A 15,601-nucleotide genomic window follows, 5' to 3' on the forward strand; every position below is an offset into this window, starting at 1 on the left:
GGCGGCAACTGTCGATACACCCCGAATTTCACCGTTTTCTACCCCCCTGCGCTCTCCGTTCTCTGTTTCTGCGAAGGGCGACCTTCGCACGACCCCCCCTATCCACGGGGGTTTCCGGCTTCCAGTATGAACGGAATCTTGCCCTTCAGAGGCGACACAGCATCATCAGCCCCCATTTTCAGCAACCCTCTGGCGTTGTAACTCCCAGTCCAGCGGCAGACTTTTACGCACCAGAAACTCAAGCGACAAGGTGCGGGGTTGCCTCCCCTCAAAAATTGCGCTGGCTGTTTGAGGGTCGTGGTAATTCCGTCGATGGCAGTTCACGACAGAGTTCGGTGGCCGAACGTACTTCAGAGAACCGTCACCCGTCACTCAAATAACTTGCTGAGCAGCAATGAGTGTGGTACATGTCGCTCGGTTAAGTACCATTTTATACAGCCCTTCGGACTGACTGCGATTAATGTTTACGATAAAACCTAAAGCCAAATCAAATATTGAATGATAATTATCAAGGATAATCTACGGGATAGGGATGAAGGCGGGGGCCCGTCACTTCGGACAATAGCAGGCTGAGTACTGTTTTTCAAATTTCCTTTAACGTTTTCCGGAGAGTCCTTTGCCTCATATGGATTATAAGCGGGTTTTGCACGAATCGGAGGCGATATATCGCGCCGTGGTCGAGCAGGCTGAAGAAGCGGTCTTGCTGACCGATCTTGATGGAAGGGTGTTGAGCGCCAATGGGTCTGCTGAAAGGTTGTTCGGTTATGCCGAAGCAGAATTGCTTGGCCTCAAAGCCTGCGATTTCATGCTGGAGCAGGAAAAGGTTGAAAAGGCAAAAGCGAACATGCAGAAAAGTGGCGAGAATTGCGTAGAATTATTACTGCGAAGAAAGAGCGGTGAGATTTTACCGATCGAAGTTTCCTGTTCGCTCATCGAATATTATGGTCATAGGGTGAGACTTGTCATAGTCAGGGACATTACTTGGCGCAAACAGGTCGTGGAGGAACTTTTCTTTGCGACTAAAGTGATCGAAAATGCTGGGGGAGCGATCATAATCACCGATGCAATGGGGACGATTCTGACGACCAATCAGGCTTTCACCAACTTGATGGGTTACGAAAAAGAGGAGGTGATCGGAAAGCGGGCTGCGATCCTGAAATCCGACAGGCACACTCACGCTTTTTATCAGAATATCAGACTTCCTGATCCCGACCGGATTTTGAGTATTTTTTCAGGATTTGAGTTTAGCACTTTATTTTTTCATGAATTGGAAAATCGGTATAAAATTGGCGTTGTATTTACAACCTGAAAGTTGATATGTTCAAGCAATCACTTCTTCCCGGCTTTCCTGATGGTGCAGATAAAATCGGAACTTCACTGAGCATCCTGACCAAAGAGGATCAAGTGACATATTTTGTGGGTGGTGATAATTATTTTTCACACCCGGCAGGAGATGAGCAAAGCAGACGTTTTGCACTGACGAGCCTGATGGCAAACGGTCACGTTCGAGCGCGCGACCTTGAAGGATCGCCCTTGCTGATTCCACACCGCACCCTGATGAATTGGACGAAACAGTACCGGCAGGACGGTCCTTGCTCGTTTTATCGCACAATCGGTCGTGCTGCGCCACGCGTGATCACCCCGGATAAAATTGCAGAATGCGCAAGGATTCTTGCAGACGGTATTCATCCATCGGAAGTTGCCAGACGGGCAGGGATCAATGAGTCGACCTTGCGCAAGGCGCTGAAGCGCAATGCGATTCCACAGTTGCCCTGCGTGCTGGATGAAGGTCTGACCAAGCCTGTAGTTGTCAGCAAAAGTGAGCGCAGCCGTATCGATGCGGAGGCTGCCAGCGCAATGGGTACGGCCTGCACGCGAGCCGATGAACGTGTTGCCGCAGCCATGGGCTTGGCCGGCTCTGCAAGCGCTCGATTCGAGGTGGGTCATGATGTTCAGATGGCGGGGCTTTTGACGGCCTTGCCTGCACTGTGCGCGAACGGCTTACTCAGCGGGATAGATCGTCATCTCAAGTTGCCGAAAGGGTTTTATAGTGTTTTGCATATTCTGCTGACACTGGGCTTCATGGCGCTTGCCCGGATACGCCGTCCGGAAGGATTGCGTCACATTCCACCGGGGGAGTTTGGTAAAGTCATCGGACTGGATCGTGTGCCGGAAGTGCGTACCCTGCGTGAAAAAGATTGCCACGATGGCTCGCACAGGTAATCCGCAAGCCTGGATGAAGGAACTGAGCAAGAGTTGGATGGAGAACGATCCTGATGAAGCGGGCTACCTTTATGTCGATGGTCATGTGCGGGTATACCACGGTGATCTGGCTAATCTACCGCGCCGATTCGTCTCACGCGAGAAACTGTGCCTGCGTGGCACCAGCGATTACTGGGTAAACGATGCGTTGGGTCGCCCCTTCTTTGTCGTATCGAAGGTCCTCAATGAGGGGATGGCGGATTGCCTGATTAAAGACATCGTACCCGAACTGTTAATCAGCGTTCCCGGACAACCAACCATGGAGGCGTTGAGTCAGGATCTGCGTTTGCACCGTTTCGTCATGGTGTTTGATCGGGAAGGTGCTACGTACAGTCTGTTCTCTGAACTCTGGAAGCAGCGCATTGGCGCGCTGAGTTATCGCAAGAATGTCAAAGAGGTGTGGCCGGAAGATGAATTTATTGAACAGGAGGTTCCTCAGCCTGGCGGTGGCAGTACGCGAATGAAACTGGCCATGCGGGAAACCCGGCTGGTTTCAGGCAAGGACTCAATGCCGGTCACCGAAGTGCGTCGTCTGACCTTGACGGGGCATCAGACGGCCATCATCACCAGCGCGCAGCATCTGGGAAATGGGGTCATTGCGGGCCGTATGTTCTCCCGGTGGTGCCAGGAAAACTTCTTCGGCTACATGATGGAACACTATGATATTGATGGACTTGTTGAGTATGGCGCGGAAAGTCTTCCTGGCACCTTATTGACTATCAACCCCACATGGCGCGAACTCGACAAACAGGTCAAAAAAGCACATCAAGCCGAGAGGAAACTTCAGGCAGAACTGACCAGACACACCCTGATGGACAGCGTGGATATTCAGAAAAAAGCCGAATCCGTCGAAGCACTTCAGACCGTGCAGATTGAACTGGCACGATTTCGTGCCGAGCGACGGGATATGCCCCGAAAAGTAACGCTGGACAGTTTGCCCGAGGAGTTGAGAGTAACTCAGTTGTTGCCGTTGAATAAAATGCTGACCGATGTGGTAAAGATGATCGCCTACCGCGCTGAGACCGCCTTGGTGGCGATATTGCGACGTCACTTGAAAAAGGAAGACGAAGCGCGAGCGCTGGTGCGGGAGTTATTCGTGTCTTCTGGTGACATTGAGCCTGATGATGCCGCACAGACACTGACCATCAAAATTCATCGGATGGCAAATCCTGCTCATGACAAGGCGATTGCGAGCCTCCTTGAAGAATTAACGCGGCTCGCTTTTTGTCATCCCGAATCAGGTGCAAGAATGATTTACAAATTGGCATGAGGTGCCAAACTCACATCCTGCTAGATCAGGAAGTCTGAAGTTACGCGCGGACGAATCAAGCGGGTTTTATTGCAGAATCGGTAGGCGGAGGAACCCGCCCCGATTCGGAGAGTGGAGAATGTGCGAAAATGATCGAAAAAAGAGGCGATGAAGCACTGCGATGACAGCGAAGGATCGGTCAGAAATCACCGCGAATGACTTCTCGGCCCAGCCCCGCGGATGGATGAACCGCACCGTCGCCGGTGCTGGGATCACCGGCGCGCTCGGTGACTTCTGCTACGAAACCACCACCGTGATCCTGCCTGGTTTTCTGGCCGTGCTGGGTATTCCGGCCGCTGCACTCGGGCTCATCAAGGGCATCGCCGATGCGGTGGCGAGCTTCACCAAGATGGCATCGGGCTACGTCGCCGACAAGCTCGGCCATCGCAAGCTTTTGGTGCTGGTCGGCTACGGTCTTACCTCGCTGGGACAGGCGCTGACCGCGCCGGCATTCTGGTGGGAGGTGGACCGTGTCGCGCTGCTGGCCGGAATTTTCTTCATCGCCGGGCTGTATGTGGCGGTGCAGGAGGCGCTGGAATCCACTGTCTCCGCCAACATGGTGCCCACCGAAACGATGATTATGAGCATCGGCGCACTGGGTACGATCAACGGCGTGGCCAAATTCCTTTCCACCGCCAGCATCGGCGTGGTGTGGACAGCGGTCTCGCCGGTGCTGGCATTTGCGCTGACCGCAGGATTCATGCTGGCGGGCACATTCGCCCTGCCGCGGGTGCGCGCCTGATGGAGCGCCTGAGCCTGGAGCGCCGCCAGGTCTGGATCTACCTGGCCGCCATCATGAGCGGTCTGTGGCTGGGTACCCTTGCGCCCGGACTCGGGCCGCGCTTCGAGGCCCTGTTGTGGCCGGTGCTGGCGGCGCTGCTTTACGCCACCTTCGTGCAGGTGCCGCTGCTGCATGTGCGCGATGCCTTCCGCGATGGCCGCTTCGTCCTCGCGGTCCTGCTCGGCAACTTCGTCCTTATCCCGCTGCTTGTGTGGCTGGCGCTTCAGTGGCTACCTGACGATCCGGCCCTGCGACTGGGCGTGCTGCTGGTGTTGCTGGCGCCCTGCACCGACTGGTTCATCACCTTCACCCAGCTCGGGCGCGGCAGCACTGCACGCGCGATCGCCGTGACGCCGATCAACCTGCTGCTGCAACTGCTGCTCTTGCCGGCCTACTTGTGGCTGATGCTGCCGGCGGCTGATTTCAGTGCCGCACTCAAGACTGAAGAAATGCTGCCCGCCGCGCTGGTGCTGATCGGATTGCCACTTGTGACTGCCGCACTCACCGAGCGTTGGATCGAGGCCCGACCAGAACGAACCGTCTGGCGCGAGCGCCTTGGCTGGTGGCCGGTGCCCTTGCTGGCCGTGGTGGTCTTCCTGATCGCCGGCGCGCAGGTCGGCACGGTGCTTGATGCGGGGTCCGTGCTGCTGACGGTGCTGCCGGTGTTCGTTGGGTTCCTGCTGGTGGTGGCACTGCTGGCACGCGGCCTTGCACGCTGGCTGCGACTGCCGGTGGATGGCGGGCGCACGCTGGCCTTCAGTCTCGGCACCCGCAACTCATTCGTCGTGCTGCCGTTCGCGCTCGCGCTACCTGCAGGCTGGGAGACGACCGTCGTGGTGATCGTGTTCCAGTCGCTGGTCGAGTTATTCGGAATGGTGTTCTACCTGTGGTGGCTGCCGCGTTATCTGTTCAGATCATCGACGAAGTCAAGCCGATGAGTCGCGCAGGGCATCGATCAGGCTGGATGCTGGACGCTGGACGCTGGGCACCTCCGATGAGTCGCGCAGGGCATCGATCAGGCTGGATGCTGGACGCTGGACGCTGGGCACCTCCGATGAGTCGCGCAGGGCATCGATCAGTGGGCAGCGAACCTGACCTGTCGCTGCGCAACAACGCTCGACAAGCTCTGCGAGTACCTGCTCGATCCGGCGCAAGTCGGCAAGCTTGATTCGCACATCCGCCAGTTTCCTTTCCGCTTGCTCGCGCACATCATCGCAGTGCGCCCCATCCTCGAGCTTGAGCAATTCCATAACCTCGTCCAGGCTAAAACCCAGACGCTGCGCCGACTTCACGAATTTCACCCGAACTACATCCGGGCCGCCATAGCGGCGAATGCTGCCGTAAGGCTTGTCCGGCTCAGGCAGTAAGCCCTTGCGCTGATAGAAGCGGATCGTCTCCACGTTGACCCCGGCGGCGCGGGCGAAAGCACCGATAGTCAGATTCTTCAAATTGTTTTCCATATCACTTGACTCCGTACACGACTACGGAAGTAAAGTTACACCATCCAGTTCAGATTTGAAAGGACAAGACTATGTCACAACCACGAAACGGGCGCGGTGCCCTCTTCGCCGGTGGACTTGCCGCAATCCTGGCTTCCACCTGCTGCTTGGGACCTCTGGTCTTGGTCACCGTGGGCTTTTCTGGTGCCTGGATCGGTAACTTAAAGGTACTGGAACCTTACCGCCCGCTTTTCATCGGCGTGGCGATAATGGCCCTGTTCTTTGCCTGGCGACGCATTTTTCGTCCAGTACGAAATTGCAAACCGGGCGAGGTCTGCGCGATTCCGCAGGTGCGCGCTACCTACAAGCTCGTTTTCTGGGTTGTTGCGATGTTGGCGCTGATTGCGTTGGCCTTTCCCTATGTTGCGCCGTTGTTCTACTAATTCACTATATGGAGGTTTGACCATGAAAAAATTTATTACCGCCCTTGCCTTAGCCCTGAGCGTCAGTGCACCCACCTGGGCTGCCCTCCAGACCGTCACGCTGGCTGTCCCCAGCATGCATTGCGCCACATGCCCAATTACGGTCAAGAAGGCGCTCTCCAGAATCGATGGTGTGAGCAAGATCGACGTGAGTCTCGAGAAGCGTGAGGCCGTTGTCACCTTCGATGATGCAAAAACCACCGTCCAGTCCCTGACCAAGGCGACTGCCGATGCGGGGTATCCATCCGACATCAAGAGGTGACCCATGGATAACCGGACATTGATCAAGACTGGCGTTGCAGGTTCTGTGATTGCCGTATTGTGCTGCTCGACACCAATTCTCGTGATCCTGCTCGGTGCCCTGGGCTTGTCCGCTTGGGCTGGGTGGCTGGATTATGTGCTGATGCCTGCCCTTGTCGTTTTCGTTGGCATCACGATCTACGCGTTGTATCACCGGCGGGCGGAAGCTGTCTGCTGCGCCGTTGAAGCCAAACAGAGCCAGAAGAAGGGAATATCAAATGAGTAGCCACGTACTGAAAATCACTGGCATGACCTGCGACTCATGCGCCGTTCACGTCAAGGCAGCACTGGAGAAAGTCCCCGGCGTGCACTCGGCGGAAGTGTCCTATGCCAAGGGCAGCGCCAGGCTCACCACCGAGGCCAGCACGTCGCTGGACGCGTTGACCGCCGCCGTGGCTGGGCTCGGATATCTGGCCACGCTCGTCGATGCGCACGTGGCTCCGGCAGGTAGCAGATTGCTTGGCGAGGATGGAGGCAGGCTCCACATCGCCGTGATCGGCAGCGGTGGCGCGGCGATGGCGGCAGCGCTGAAGGCGGTCGAGCGCGGTGCGCGCGTCACGCTGATTGAGCGTGGCACCATCGGCGGCACCTGCGTCAATATCGGCTGCGTGCCGTCCAAGATTATGATCCGCGCCGCTCACGTGGCACATCTGCGCCGCGAAAGCCCGTTCGATGGCGGCATGCCGCCGGCACCGCCGATGATCTTGCGCGAGCGGCTGCTGGCCCAACAGCAGGCCCGCGTCGATGAACTGCGCCACGCCAAGTACGAAGGCATTTTGGAGAGCAATCCCAGTATCACCGTGCTGCACGGCGCAGCCCGCTTCAAAGACAATCGCAACTTGGTCGTACAACTCAACGATGGCAGCGAGCGCAGGGTGGCGTTCGACCGCTGCCTGATCGCCACTGGCGCGAGCCCGGCCGTGCCGCCGATTCCCGGCTTGAAGGACACGCCGTATTGGACTTCCACCGAAGCGTTGGTCAGCGACACCATTCCCGAACGACTGTCCGTGATCGGTTCCTCAGTGGTGGCAGTCGAACTGGCGCAAGCCTTCGCCCGGCTGGGCAGCCAAGTGACGATCCTGGCGCGCAGCACGCTGTTCTTCCGCGAGGACCCGGCCATCGGCGAGGCGGTCACAACCGCTTTCCGTGCCGAAGGCATCAAGGTACTGGAACACACGCAAGCAAGCCAGGTCGCCCATGTGGACGGCGAATTCGTGCTGACCACAGCGCAAGGGGAACTGCGTGCCGACAAACTGCTGATCGCTACCGGCCGGACACCGAATACACGCGATATCAGACTTGATGCGGCAGGAATCGCCGTCAACAAACAGGGTGCCATCGTCATTGACAAATGCATGCGCACCAACGCTCCGAACATCTATGCCGCTGGTGACTGCACCGACCAGCCGCAGTTCGTCTATGTGGCGGCAGCGGGCGGCACCCGTGCCGCCATCAATATGACCGGCGGCAACGCGGCCCTGGACTTGACCGCAATGCCAGCGGTGGTGTTCACCGATCCGCAAGTGGCGACCGTGGGTTACAGCGAAACGGAGGCACACTTGAAGGGCATCGAAACCGACAGCCGCATGCTCACGCTCGACAACGTGCCGCGGGCGCTCGCCAACTTCGACACACATGGCTTTATAAAGTTGGTCATTGAGGAAGGCAGTCGGCGGCTCATTGGTGTACAGGCAGTCGCCCCGGAAGCGGGCGAACTGATCCAGACGGCCGCGCTGGCGATTCGCAACCGCATGACGGTGCAGGAATTGGCCGACCAGTTGTTCCCGTACCTGACGATGGTGGAGGGATTGAAACTTGCAGCACAGACCTTCAACAAGGACGTGAAGCAACTATCCTGCTGCGCCGGATAGAGACTCTCAAATAATCCTTGACTCTGGAGTCAGGTCCAGGGGCTACCGTAAGGTTGTGTGAGAGAGGATGGCCTTTTCGGGCCATCTGATTTTGCGCACCTTAACCCAACTCTTTTGGAGAAATACCATGACGTCCCAACGCAAAGTCGAAATCTTCAGCGCAGGCTGCCCCGCCTGCCAAACGGCCATCGAACTCGTCAATCGCCTCGCCTGCGGTTCCTGCGAGGTCTCGATCCTCGACATGAATGACATCATAGTGGCAAAACGCGCCCATGATCTGGGCGTTCGCTCGGCCCCTGCGGTGGTCATAGACGGTCGGCTGGTTTCCTGCTGTTCGGGGGGAGGTGTCGAAGAACAGTCGCTGCGTGCCGCTGGCCTTGGTCAGGCCTAGTCTCTACACCCGGCGAGGGGTTACGGCTTCTTGCTGGATGTCGTTCCATCAAGTTCTTTGAATGAACGCTTGACCTTGGTGTCGGCTCAAAGGTTTACACTGGTGCCTGAGACTTGGAGGATACCTTCATGTATACCATCGGCAAGGTAGCCACGCTGGCAGGGGTCAGCCCTGACACGCTGCGCTACTACGAAAAAGAACATCTCATCGCGCCGGCATCGAAAACCGCTGCAGGCTACCGGCTGTACAACGATGAAGCCGTGCGCCGCATCAGCTTCATCAAACAGGCCCAATGGTGCGGGTTTACGCTGTCCGACATTCACGAACTGCTGACGCTCAAGCACAGCGCCAACGCCTGCTGCGAGGATGTGCGCAGTCTGGCCATTGAGAAGAAGTTGGTCATCGAACACAAACTTCGTGCCCTGCAGGCCATGTCGCGCGTCCTTGATGTGCTGATACAGGACTGTGCGGGAGGCAAGACCGCGATTGATGACTGCCCCATCCTGTCTGCGCTGGAGAACAGTTTGCATGAGGTGTCGGGGTGATCGTCACCATCGAAATCATTGCCGCGCCGGGGTGCAGGAAGCGTGCAGACGCCCAGGTCGATCTGCGCGCCATCGCGGTTTCCTTGCTTGGCGAAAACAACATCGCCTGGCGCGAAATCAATGTGCTCGAGGCGCTTGACTATGCAGTGTCGCTGGGGGTGCTGAGCATACCGGCCATCGCCATCAACGGCCGGTTGAAGTTTTCGTCTTTACCGACCCCCAAACAGTTCAAGACGGAGCTCAGCCGCCTGGTAACTTGCTGATGGATGCCGAAGTACTCCGCCAGATGGTGGCAGAGGTCGGGCCTGGCGCCCTCTGGGTTGGTTTCCTGACAGGCCTGGTTTTCAGCTTTAACCCAGTGGCGCTGGCGGCGATTCCCGTTTCGCTTGCCTATGTGACGACATCACGCTCGCCACGCCAGGCAAAGTTCTACGGCAGCCTTTTTGTCCTTGGTATGATCGTCACCCACGTTGTCTTGGGACTTGCCGCCAGCATGGGCGGCAGCTGGGGCCAACGCCTGTTTGGGCGTACATGGGGGTTGGTACTGGGCCCACTGCTGATCGCGCTGGGCCTGATCTGGCCGGGCTGGTTGCGTCTGCCGCTTCCTGCATTGAAATTTCGTGCGCGGCCAGCGACGGGGGCCTGGGGCGCTTTTGCGCTGGGTGTGCCATTTTCGGTGGCGATATGCCCGGTTTGCACGCCAGCATTAGTCGTCCTGCTTGGCGTTGTGGCTGGCATCGGCTCCCCCGGTTTCGGCGCGATGCTGTTGCTGGCGTTCTCAGTGGGCAGGTCGATTCCGATCCTGCTTGGGGCAATGACCGTTGGTTGGCTGGAAAACCTGTCGGCACTGCGCCGATTCCATCAGGCCTTTGAAATCATCGGTGGGATTCTGTTGATTTTGTCCGGTTTGTACCTGCTCAACACCTATTTCTTTGTCGTACCCAACTTGGCAGCGTAACCATCTGGATAGCCATCAAAATGAGTCCACCTGAATTCGCTGCTCCTCCCACAGCACCGGCGGATCGACCGCCAGATCAAACAGCGTAATGTGGCCCGGCAAGGCATCGTCCAGGATGGCCGCAACTGTCCACGGCGGCAACAGCGTCAAATTGATCATCCGGCTGACGTAACTGTTATCCACGCCCTCACGGATAGCCAATTCCCGCATAGTTTTTACTTCGCCGGATTCGAGCATGGACTGCCAGCGATGACCTCTGGCCAGCGCCAGTTGCAGCGGCGTTGTTGCAGTGTCCCATGGCCTCACCTTGACTGTCTCGCCATTGGGCAGCGTGACCAGTTTGCGCCCGCTACGTCGCTTGATCTGGATTGGCACCGACAACGTCAATCGGCCATCACTGGCCTCAATGACTCCAGGTTTGCCCGTCTTCTGGATGCGGGTCTCGCTCATGCCAATGCCTCTTCGGGCCGGGGAATGTCCGCCGGTTGCAGTTCAAGCACCAGACGCTCGATGCCATTGGCGCGCAGCCGCACCTCGAGGTCACTGGGCGATACGATGACTTTCTCCACCAAAAGTCTGACGATCCTGGATTGTTCAGCCGGGAAAAGCTGGTCCCAAATCACGTCGAGTCTGGTCATGGCCACGGTAATTTTGGCTTCGTCCAGGGTGGGGTCGAGTTTTATCGCCTGCGGCAACATCTCACGCAAGAGTTCCGGGGCGCGCAGGACCGTCCGCAACTGCTCCAGTACCGCCGATTCGAGTTCTGCGGCTGGCAGGCGCGGCAGACCTGACGCACCAGCGTGCTCCTTGGCATCCCGTTGCGGCACATAGTATCGATACCGACGGCCATTCTTTTTCGTGGTGTACCAGGGTGACAGCGCGCGGCCATCGTTGCCGAAAACGATGCCCTTGAGCAGATATGGCACGGTCGCCCGCGTGGCATTGCCGCGCACCCTGCCATTGGTAGCCAGGATTGCGTGGACGTTGTCCCACAGTTCGCGGTCAATGATGGGCGGATGCTCGGCTGGGTACCACTGCTCCTTGTGGCGCAGTTCCCCAAGGTAGGTTCGATTGCCGAGCATCTTGTAGATCAGGCTCTTATCGATCGGCTTGCCTTCCCTGACCTTGCCGTCCTGCGTGGTCCAGGCCTTTGAGGTCACCCCGTCAAGACGCAATTCCTTCACCAGCAAGGTCGAGGAACCGAGTTCGACGAAGCGTTGGAAAATATGGCGGACAATTTTGCCCTCGCGTTCGTTGGGCACCAGTCGCCGGTTCTCGACATCGTAGCCGATCGGCGGCACGCCACCCATCCACATGCCCTTGCGCTTGCTGGCCGCGATCTTGTCGCGGATACGCTCGCCCGTCACCTCTCGCTCGAACTGGGCGAAGGAGAGCAGGATATTCAGCATCAACCGACCCATTGAGGTGGTGGTGTTGAATTGCTGAGTGACTGAAACGAAAGACACGTCATAGCGTTCGAACACCTCGACCATCTTGGAAAAGTCAGCCAAACTGCGCGTCAGGCGGTCGATCTTGTAGATCACGATCACATCGATCTTTCCAGCCTCGATATCCGCCATCAGACGCTTGAGCGCAGGCCGTTCCATATTACCGCCGGAAAATGCCGGATCATCGTAATCGTCTGCCACCGAAATCCAGCCCTCTGCACGTTGGCTGGCGATGTACGCATGACCGGCGTCCCTCTGGGCATCAATCGAATTGTATTCCTGGTCGAGCCCCTCATCAGTAGATTTGCGCGTATAGACCGCACAGCGGATACGGCGCTTCAGAACTTCGCTCATAGACGACCTCCTTTCTTAGAGGTGGCCTTGGATGTGGCTGGCGGTTTGAGCCCAAAGAACAATGGACCAGACCACCGTGTCCCAGTGATCTCCCGGGCAATCATGGAGAGGCTTGGGTACATACGCCCCTGAAAATCATATTGGCCATCGGGGGTTACCACGATTCTGTGAATAATCCCCTTATATTCTCGAGTCAACATCGTACCAGCGACCGGTCTGTGATCGCGATCGCGCTTTTTGTTCTGGCCGGTTTCCAGGATGGTTTTGATGCGGCGGTCATTCCGGTCCATCAGGTTACGATCAACTTTCCGGAACTCGATCTCCTGCAGCCGGTAGGCAATGCGCCGTTCCAGATACTGGCGGTTATAGATAGGCGTATCTGATCGGAACAATTCCTTCCAGAGAGATCTGATCTCGGCCATTTGCAAATCTGGCAACCCGGCAATCTGGGCGGTCACAGATGCGGGAGTAGTGTAATGGTTGGGGGTTGCATTCATCATGACTCCGTTTCTTCGTTGTTGACGGTATCTGTATGAACGCTCTGGTGGCCACTAAAGCCAAGTAAAAACTTGCCCTCTCCGATGATCTTTGCAGTCTTCGCAACAGGTGCCATCCGCAACCGTACCAGCCCCTTGGCCAGTAGGAACGCGAGTTCTGCCAGACGCTGATCGGGAGACATGAGTTCAGGGGGATGATAGTTTATTTCATTCATTGGTGACCAGTCCTTTCAGAGCAACTCGCTTGAAACGTCATTGTCCTGAAAGATGGTCACCGACACCATGAGGGAATTTCGGGTTAGTGCGGTTTGGTGCGGTCTACTGCAAAAACGTGGTGCCGTCAGCACAAAATCCATGAACAAATCAGTGCATCAAGTGATGGGCCAAGACGGTTTTCAGAAACTGTTTGCCAGTCGGGGCGCTGGACAGCAAATCAACGATCTGCGCCTTGACCTGTTGTGCATCCAGTCCGGCTTTTTCGGCAGCAAGCATTACCGCCGAGTAAGCATCGAGCACATCAAGGCCGGTGATGTCATAGCCGTGACCGCGTGCAAGCCAACGCAGCGACGCAAGCCCTGCAGCGACAGCGAAGTCAGGTTGGCTCTCGGTGCCCTCCTCGCCCTTTGCGAGTGTTTTATCTGCAAGCCGAGGTGCAGTACCACTATTTGAGAGAACGCGCGAAATCAGTTGTTCTCCCTGCCAGCCGTCTGTTTGAGGCGCGCGCCAACTTTGTGGCAACCCCCCAATTGCGATTGATCCTTGACGAAGCGGGATTGGCACAAATCATTCCGGCGGTAAATAACGCGTTCATGGATGGGCTACCGGACATCATCGCCATCGATCCGATCCGCAACGTTTTCGACGGAGGGGATGCTGGTGGAGAAAATGACAATGGGGCAATGCTTTTCTTCCTGTCGCAGCGGGTGGAGCGTTTGCGTGATTCCATCAACCCGCAGGCAGGAGTGATTCTGGCCCATCACACCCGCAAACTCGGAAAGAAGCAATTTGAGGAAGACCCGTTCCAGGCGCTGGCCGGGGCAGGAAGCCTGCGTGGTTACTACTCCAGCGGAATGCTTCTATATCGACCTGATGAAGCGCGAACGACCCGCCAACTCCTGTTCGAGTTGCGCAATGGCCCCGGTCTTCCAGTCAAGGCTGTGGATAAGATCAATGGGGAATGGCGGGAGGTGAACTCAAGTGAACGCTTGATCAGGAAGGATTATGGCGAACGGCTTGATGCTGAGCGGCGGCGCAAGCGCGATGTGATTCTGCAGATCCTCTTTGATGAAGCAGCCCAGGGTCGCTGTTACACCACTAACCAGTTCGCTGAAGCATTTGAAGGCAAAGCCGGATTGGGAGCCAACCGCACCATTAATGATCGGCTCTCAGTGCTGGCCACCAATGGGTATGTCAAATATTTCCGCAACGGCGAGGACTACGGCTTGCCTCCTTGCGAGCGCACCAAGTTCGGCTATCTCTGCGTCGAGGGTATGGTGTTTCACATCCGGTGTGGCGACCCCAATCCGAACACTGGCGAGATCCCCATGCGCGAGTTGAGTGTGCAGCCCACCCACTATAAATGCCCACAATCAGGCACCGCTATGCCGGTGGAAAACCCTGAGGTGTGGGTCTATCAAGAGGACATTAACCAGGGGAGTGATATCGCATGAATACGCCACAAAACCAGTTTGCAAAAGTTCTGCAATCTGCTCCAGTTTTCTGCAATCTGCAAACTGGTTGCAAACTGCTTTTCATTCAAATCAATGAGTTAGGCCAGTTTGCAGTTTGCAGAAAACCCTCTGCAATCTGCTTGCAAACTACCTGCCGCCTTGCGAGCGCACCAAGTTCGGCTATCTCTGCGTCGAGGGTATGGTGTTTCACATCCGGTGTGGCGACCCCAATCCGAACACTGGCGAGATCCCCATGCGCGAGTTGAGTGTGCAGCCCACCCACTATAAATGCCCACAATCAGGCACCGCTATGCCGGTGGAAAACCCTAAGGTGTGGGTCTATCAAGAGGACATTAACCAGGGGAGTGATATCGCATGAATACGCCACAAAACCAGTTTGCAAAAGTTCTGCAATCTGCTCCAGTTTTCTGCAATCTGCAAACTGGTTGCAAACTGCTTTTCAGTCAAATCAATGAGTTAGGCCAGTTTGCAGATTGCAGAAAACCCTCTGCAATCTGCTTGCAAACTACCTACCGCCTTGCGAGCGCACCAAGTTCGGCTATCTCTGCGTCGAGGGCATGGTGTTTCACATTCGTCATGGCGATTCCGACCCAAATACTGGCGAGATCCCCATGCGCGAGTTGAGTGTGCAGCCCACCCACTATAAATGCCCACAATCAGGCACCGCTATGCCGGTGGAAAACCCTGAGGTGTGGGTCTATCAAGAGGACATTAACCAGGGGAGTGATATCGCATGAATACGCCACAAAACCAGTTTGCAAAAGTTCTGCAATCTGCTCCAGTTTTCTGCAATCTGCAAACTGGTTGCAAACTGCTTTTCATTCAAATCAATGAGTTAGGCCAGTTTGCAGTTTGCAGAAAACCCTCTGCAATCTGCTTGCAAACTACCTGCCGCCTTGCGAGCGCACCAAGTTCGGCTATCTCTGCGTCGAGGGTATGGTGTTTCACATCCGGTGTGGCGACCCCAATCCGAACACTGGCGAGATCCCCATGCGCGAGTTGAGTGTGCAGCCCACCCACTATAAATGCCCACAATCAGGCACCGCTATGCCGGTGGAAAACCCTAAGGTGTGGGTCTATCAAGAGGACATTAACCAGGGGAGTGATATCGCATGAATACGCCACAAAACCAGTTTGCAAAAGTTCTGCAATCTGCTCCAGTTTTCTGCAATCTGCAAACTGGTTGCAAACTGCTTTTCAGTCAAATCAATGAGTTAGGCCAGTTTGCAGTTTGCAGAAAAACAGTTTGCAAACCCCTCTGCAATCTGGTTGA

At 56.4% G+C, this 15,601-nt stretch carries 22 protein-coding genes and 1 pseudogene; 17 read left to right on the forward strand and 6 right to left on the reverse strand.

Going from position 1 to position 15,601, the window contains the following annotated elements:
- The first annotated feature begins 625 nt into the window (after positions 1-625).
- From HO274_RS02165 to HO274_RS02185, 5 genes are all read left to right on the forward strand, one after another.
- Entirely contained in the window at positions 626-1,309 is a 684-nt protein-coding gene (locus HO274_RS02165; RefSeq protein WP_273121006.1) for a PAS domain-containing protein, read from the forward strand.
- Positions 1,310-1,317: 8 nt separating this feature from the next.
- Positions 1,318-2,223 (forward strand): putative transposase, encoded by a 906-nt coding sequence (locus tag HO274_RS02170; RefSeq protein ID WP_273121007.1) that lies wholly within the window; start codon positions 1,318-1,320, stop codon positions 2,221-2,223.
- Positions 2,189-3,532, forward strand: coding sequence for a putative transposase (locus HO274_RS02175; RefSeq protein WP_273121011.1), 1,344 nt, complete (start codon positions 2,189-2,191; stop codon positions 3,530-3,532). Before HO274_RS02170 ends, HO274_RS02175 begins: the two co-directional genes overlap by 35 nt.
- 160 nt (positions 3,533-3,692) lie before the next feature.
- A complete protein-coding gene (locus HO274_RS02180) occupies positions 3,693-4,313 on the forward strand; it encodes an MFS transporter (protein WP_273121014.1) in 621 nt (206 codons plus the stop codon).
- A complete protein-coding gene (locus HO274_RS02185) occupies positions 4,313-5,290 on the forward strand; it encodes an arsenic resistance protein (RefSeq protein WP_273121017.1) in 978 nt (325 codons plus the stop codon). Before HO274_RS02180 ends, HO274_RS02185 begins: the two co-directional genes overlap by 1 nt.
- A 111-nt stretch (positions 5,291-5,401) precedes the next feature.
- On the opposite strand, the pseudogene merR reads toward HO274_RS02185, so the two are convergent.
- A pseudogene (gene merR, locus HO274_RS02190) lies at positions 5,402-5,812 on the reverse strand (Hg(II)-responsive transcriptional regulator); the annotation flags it as partial.
- A gap of 71 nt (positions 5,813-5,883) precedes the next feature.
- On the opposite strand from merR, the gene merT reads away from it, so the two are divergent.
- From merT to HO274_RS02230, 8 genes are all read left to right on the forward strand, one after another.
- On the forward strand, positions 5,884-6,234 hold the full coding sequence (merT, locus tag HO274_RS02195) for a mercuric ion transporter MerT (protein WP_273121020.1): 351 nt from the start codon (positions 5,884-5,886) through the stop codon (positions 6,232-6,234).
- Between the two features lie 22 nt (positions 6,235-6,256).
- Positions 6,257-6,535: a mercury resistance system periplasmic binding protein MerP gene (merP, locus tag HO274_RS02200; RefSeq protein ID WP_273121022.1), complete on the forward strand. Its 279-nt coding sequence runs from the start codon at positions 6,257-6,259 to the stop codon at positions 6,533-6,535.
- A gap of 3 nt (positions 6,536-6,538) precedes the next feature.
- A complete protein-coding gene (merF, locus tag HO274_RS02205; protein ID WP_273121025.1) occupies positions 6,539-6,799 on the forward strand; it encodes a mercury resistance system transport protein MerF in 261 nt (86 codons plus the stop codon).
- A complete protein-coding gene (merA, locus tag HO274_RS02210) occupies positions 6,792-8,444 on the forward strand; it encodes a mercury(II) reductase (RefSeq protein WP_273121028.1) in 1,653 nt (550 codons plus the stop codon). The genes merF and merA overlap by 8 nt, the downstream gene beginning before the upstream one ends.
- Positions 8,445-8,571: 127 nt before the next feature.
- The gene (locus HO274_RS02215) at positions 8,572-8,835 is read left to right on the forward strand and encodes a thioredoxin family protein (protein ID WP_273121031.1); all 264 of its coding nucleotides are present in this window, start codon (positions 8,572-8,574) and stop codon (positions 8,833-8,835) included.
- A gap of 128 nt (positions 8,836-8,963) precedes the next feature.
- Positions 8,964-9,380, forward strand: a complete 417-nt coding sequence (locus HO274_RS02220) for a heavy metal-responsive transcriptional regulator (protein WP_273121034.1) — start codon at positions 8,964-8,966, stop codon at positions 9,378-9,380.
- Entirely contained in the window at positions 9,377-9,643 is a 267-nt protein-coding gene (locus tag HO274_RS02225) for a thioredoxin family protein (RefSeq protein WP_273121037.1), read from the forward strand. Before HO274_RS02220 ends, HO274_RS02225 begins: the two co-directional genes overlap by 4 nt.
- The gene (locus HO274_RS02230; RefSeq protein WP_273121040.1) at positions 9,643-10,338 is read left to right on the forward strand and encodes a cytochrome c biogenesis CcdA family protein; all 696 of its coding nucleotides are present in this window, start codon (positions 9,643-9,645) and stop codon (positions 10,336-10,338) included. The genes HO274_RS02225 and HO274_RS02230 overlap by 1 nt, the downstream gene beginning before the upstream one ends.
- A 15-nt stretch (positions 10,339-10,353) precedes the next feature.
- Here the strand turns inward: HO274_RS02230 and HO274_RS02235 are convergent, their stop codons facing one another.
- From HO274_RS02235 to HO274_RS02255, 5 genes are all read right to left on the reverse strand, one after another.
- On the reverse strand, positions 10,354-10,788 hold the full coding sequence (locus tag HO274_RS02235) for a LacI family transcriptional regulator (protein ID WP_273121043.1): 435 nt from the start codon (positions 10,786-10,788) through the stop codon (positions 10,354-10,356).
- Entirely contained in the window at positions 10,785-12,140 is a 1,356-nt protein-coding gene (locus HO274_RS02240; protein ID WP_273121046.1) for a recombinase family protein, read from the reverse strand. The genes HO274_RS02235 and HO274_RS02240 overlap by 4 nt, the downstream gene beginning before the upstream one ends.
- Positions 12,137-12,640, reverse strand: a complete 504-nt coding sequence (locus HO274_RS02245; RefSeq protein WP_273121049.1) for a DUF2924 domain-containing protein — start codon at positions 12,638-12,640, stop codon at positions 12,137-12,139. Before HO274_RS02245 ends, HO274_RS02240 begins: the two co-directional genes overlap by 4 nt.
- Positions 12,637-12,852 (reverse strand): hypothetical protein, encoded by a 216-nt coding sequence (locus HO274_RS02250; protein ID WP_273121052.1) that lies wholly within the window; start codon positions 12,850-12,852, stop codon positions 12,637-12,639. The genes HO274_RS02245 and HO274_RS02250 overlap by 4 nt, the downstream gene beginning before the upstream one ends.
- A 148-nt stretch (positions 12,853-13,000) precedes the next feature.
- Entirely contained in the window at positions 13,001-13,375 is a 375-nt protein-coding gene (locus HO274_RS02255; RefSeq protein WP_273122337.1) for a hypothetical protein, read from the reverse strand.
- Between HO274_RS02255 and HO274_RS02260 the strand changes: the two genes are divergently transcribed.
- The 4 genes from HO274_RS02260 (at position 13,288) to HO274_RS02275 (ending at position 15,444) form a co-directional block, all read left to right on the forward strand.
- Positions 13,288-14,307: a P-loop NTPase family protein gene (locus HO274_RS02260; protein ID WP_273122250.1), complete on the forward strand. Its 1,020-nt coding sequence runs from the start codon at positions 13,288-13,290 to the stop codon at positions 14,305-14,307. The genes HO274_RS02255 and HO274_RS02260 overlap by 88 nt on opposite strands.
- A gap of 115 nt (positions 14,308-14,422) precedes the next feature.
- Positions 14,423-14,686 (forward strand): hypothetical protein, encoded by a 264-nt coding sequence (locus tag HO274_RS02265; RefSeq protein WP_273121055.1) that lies wholly within the window; start codon positions 14,423-14,425, stop codon positions 14,684-14,686.
- Between the two features lie 115 nt (positions 14,687-14,801).
- Entirely contained in the window at positions 14,802-15,065 is a 264-nt protein-coding gene (locus HO274_RS02270; protein WP_273121057.1) for a hypothetical protein, read from the forward strand.
- Between the two features lie 115 nt (positions 15,066-15,180).
- Positions 15,181-15,444, forward strand: a complete 264-nt coding sequence (locus HO274_RS02275) for a hypothetical protein (protein WP_273121055.1) — start codon at positions 15,181-15,183, stop codon at positions 15,442-15,444.
- The last annotated feature ends 157 nt before the right edge of the window (positions 15,445-15,601 follow it).

This window comes from Ferrovum myxofaciens, assembly GCF_013181415.1.
GTDB lineage: Bacteria > Pseudomonadota > Gammaproteobacteria > Burkholderiales > Ferrovaceae > Ferrovum > Ferrovum myxofaciens.